At 67.5% G+C, this 3,280-nt stretch carries 6 protein-coding genes; 3 read left to right on the top strand and 3 right to left on the bottom strand.

The window, feature by feature from the left end:
- The 3 genes from B3E91_RS10675 to moaE form a co-directional block, all read left to right on the top strand.
- On the top strand, window positions 1-162 hold a 162-nt coding region (locus B3E91_RS10675; RefSeq protein ID WP_287029404.1), incomplete at its 5' end, for a cyclic pyranopterin monophosphate synthase MoaC.
- Entirely contained in the window at window positions 162-410 is a 249-nt protein-coding gene (locus tag B3E91_RS10680; RefSeq protein ID WP_090226976.1) for a MoaD/ThiS family protein, read from the top strand. The genes B3E91_RS10675 and B3E91_RS10680, both read left to right, overlap by 1 nt.
- Window position 411: 1 nt before the next feature.
- Window positions 412-864 carry a molybdopterin synthase catalytic subunit MoaE gene (gene moaE, locus B3E91_RS10685; RefSeq protein WP_273232063.1) on the top strand — a complete coding sequence of 151 codons (453 nt, stop codon included), beginning with the start codon at window positions 412-414 and terminating at the stop codon, window positions 862-864.
- Window positions 865-940: 76 nt separating this feature from the next.
- Here moaE and B3E91_RS10690 read toward each other — a convergent pair whose 3' ends face one another.
- The 3 genes from B3E91_RS10690 to rhlB all read right to left on the bottom strand — a co-directional run.
- Window positions 941-1,105, bottom strand: coding sequence for a hypothetical protein (locus B3E91_RS10690; protein WP_175534325.1), 165 nt, complete (start codon window positions 1,103-1,105; stop codon window positions 941-943).
- 71 nt (window positions 1,106-1,176) lie between these two features.
- Window positions 1,177-2,202, bottom strand: coding sequence for a DUF2157 domain-containing protein (locus tag B3E91_RS10695; RefSeq protein ID WP_287029402.1), 1,026 nt, complete (start codon window positions 2,200-2,202; stop codon window positions 1,177-1,179).
- Window positions 2,203-2,318: 116 nt separating this feature from the next.
- A partial coding sequence (rhlB, locus tag B3E91_RS10700; protein WP_287029403.1) for an ATP-dependent RNA helicase RhlB occupies window positions 2,319-3,280 on the bottom strand: 962 nt, incomplete at its 5' end.

Genomic DNA, 3,280 nt, shown 5'->3' on the forward strand with positions numbered 1-3,280 from the left:
CAGACCGGTGTGGAAATGGAGGCGCTCACCGCCGCCAGCGTCGCCGCGCTGACGATCTACGACATGTGCAAGGCGGTGGACCGCGGCATGCTCATCGAGGGCATCCGCCTGCTGGAGAAACTCGGCGGCAAGAGCGGCCACTTCGTCGCCGGGGAGGCCTGATGATCCGCGTGCAGTACTTCGCCCGCTACCGCGAAAGCCTCGGCCTGGACAGCGAGCAGCTGCCCTGGGACACGCGCTTCGCCTGCCTCGACGACCTGCGCCAGGTATTGCTGGCACGCGGTGGCGCCTGGGACGTGCTCGCCGAGCGCAACCTGATGTGCGCGCGCAACGACGAGCTGTGCAGCCTCGCCGAGCCGCTGCAGGACGGCGATCAGGTCGCCTTCTTTCCCACCGTCACCGGAGGCTGAAATGGCGATTCGCGTGCAGTTGGCCCCCTTCGATCCCGGCGCCGAGCTCAACGCGCTGCATGCGGCGAACGTCGGTGTCGGCGCGGTGGTCGGCTTCGTCGGCTACGTGCGCGATTTCAATGACGGCCGCGAGGTGGCGGGGATGTTCCTCGAGCACGCGCCCGGCATGACCGAGAAGGCCCTGGCGAAGATCGTCGCCGAGGCCGAGCGGCGCTGGCCGTTGCTGCGTGTCGACGTGCTGCACCGGGTCGGCGCGCTGCAACCGGGCGAGCCGATCGTCTTCGTTGGCACCGCCAGCGCCCACCGCCAGGCCGCGTTCGCCGCCTGCGATTTCGTCATGGACTACCTGAAGACCCGCGCGCCGTTCTGGAAGAAGGAAGACACCGCCGAAGGCCCGCGCTGGGTGGAAGGGCGCGCCAGCGACGAGGATGCAGCCGGGCGCTGGGAGAGCTAGCGTCGGCCGGGTTGCGGCTGATCCGTTAGGGTCCCCTGCACGGGCTTGCCCCGACCCCGAGATGCGGCCGGCCGCTTCAGTTGAGGCCGATGTAGATGCCCAGGGCGATCGGCGCGAGCATCGACAGGCCGCCGGCGCCGGTCATCCAGACGCCCCATTCCTTCTCGCGGAAGGTGAAGCCGATGCCGAGCAGCAGGAATCCTGCGACCAGAAGGGAAATCATGAGGTGGAAGTTGTCCATGGCGAAGCCTCCCGCCAAGCGTTGGCGTACTTTCAGCGTAGCTCCCGCCTGATTACCCATGATGATCCGCGTCAGCGTCGCAGGGCGGGAAGCAACGCCAGCAAGCCTTCCGGCAGCGCCTGGCGCAGGTTTTCCGTCAGGGTCTCGCGGCGTTTCTGATAGGCGACGCCGATGCCGATCAGCGTCAGCACGATCGGGAACAGCAGGGAGTCGGCAAACACCCGGTACGACAGGTAGCCCAGGTAGGCCGCCACGCCGAGCGCGCCGAAGACCATGAACAGCGGCCGGCGCAGGGCCACCGCGATGCCCATCAGGGACAGGTTGATCAGGCAGTAGAACGCCTTGCCCAGTTCGCTGCCGCTGTCCATCAGGGTCAGCCCGCCCCAGAACGCCAGCAGACCGGCGAAGTAGCCCCAAAAGGCGAAGTCGCGTCGGGTTCGGCCGTCCACCAGCAGGCTGGCGAGAATCAGCGCCAGGCCGAACCAGAGCGACACCCAGCGCCGCTGTTCCCAGCTGAAGTCCGTGCCGTAGAGCAGGTCGGTCAGGTCCATCGACATGAACCACAGCGCCGCCGCCAGCGGCATGACGATGAACGGAAAGGGCAGCATGCGCAGCATCAGCAGCCCGGTCAGCACGGTCGCCACCTCCATGCCGAGCCAGCCGCCGCGCACGTAGACGTAGTAGTCGTGGTAATCGCCGAGCCCGTCGTCCTCCGGCCACCAGCCGAGCAGGCGCTGCAGGGCGAACACCGCCAGCGGCGTCAGGCTCACCGCCACCGCGCCGAGCAGCCCGCCGGGAATCTGCAGGCCGCGGCGCCAGAGGCCCAGGCCGCAGAGGGTGAACAGCGCCATGTAGGCGACAGTGATCACCAGCAGGGCGATCTCGCCGATGCGCATCCACGCCTCGGTGAGCAGCCAGCCGAGCGCGCCGATGATCAGCACGGCGCCGAAGTAGTAGGCGACGTGGGCGAGCTGGAAGCTCGGCTGGTCTGGTTGCTGGCGGCGCAGGAAGGCCAGCAGCGCCTGCTCCTGGCCGGGCTGGAGGATGCCGGCCTGCACGGCGCGGGTGAGGTCGGCGGCGTCGAAGCGCTCGGTCATGGCGTCGTTCCCTGGGGCGATGAGCGAGTCTGGCGGAGCCCGCCTGGATTTGCCAGAAAGGCATCGGCGGCGGCGGAACGAAAAACGGAGCCCAGGGGCTCCGTTTTTGTCGGCGATCAGTGCTTGCGCGGCACCGGCTTGAGCAACTCGTCCGGTGGCATCTCGCAGGTGATCTTGCGGCCCATCAGCTCTTCGATCGGCGGCAGGGCGAAGGCGTCGTCCTCGCCGGCGAAGCTGATCGAGGTGCCGCTGGCGCCGGCGCGACCGGTACGGCCGATGCGGTGCACGTAGTCGTCCGGGTCTTCCGGCAGGGTGAAGTTGATCACGTGGCTGATGGCATCGACGTGGATGCCGCGGCCGGCGACGTCGGTGGCGACCATCACGCGGATCTTGCCTTCGCGGAAGTCTTCCAGGGTGCGGATGCGCTTGTGCTGCGGCACGTCGCCGGACATCTGCGCGGCGCTGATGCCGTCACGGGTCAGGCGTTCCTCGATGCGCCGCACTTCGTCCTTGCGGTTGGCGAAGACCATCACCCGCACCCAGTCGTTCTGCGTGATGAGGTTGTACAGCAGCTTGTACTTGTCGCTGCCGGCGACCGCGTAGACGTGCTGCTCGACGTTGTCGCTGGCGACGGTTTCAGGTTCGATCTCGACGATCGCCGGCTCCGTGGTCCACTGCTTGGCGAGGTTCATCACGTCTTCGGTGAAGGTGGCGGAGAACAGCAGGGTCTGGCGTTCGCCCTTCATCGGCGTCTGCCGGATGATCTGCCGCACCTGCGGGATGAAGCCCATGTCGAGCATGCGGTCGGCCTCGTCGAGCACCATCACCTCGACCATGTCCAGATGCACTTCGCCACGCTGGTTGAAGTCCAGCAGGCGCCCCGGCGTCGCCACCAGGATGTCGCAGTAGCGGGCCTCGAGTTGCTTGAGCTGCTTGTCGAAGTCCATGCCACCGACGAAGGTCATCACGTTGAGGCCGCTGTATTTGGTCAGCGCCGCCGCGTCCTTGGCGATCTGCACCACCAGCTCGCGGGTCGGGGCGATGATCAGCGCGCGCGGCTCGCCCATGTAGCGTTCCT

This window comes from Pseudomonas sp. UBA6310 (assembly GCF_002438225.1).
Lineage (GTDB): Bacteria > Pseudomonadota > Gammaproteobacteria > Pseudomonadales > Pseudomonadaceae > Pseudomonas_O > Pseudomonas_O kuykendallii.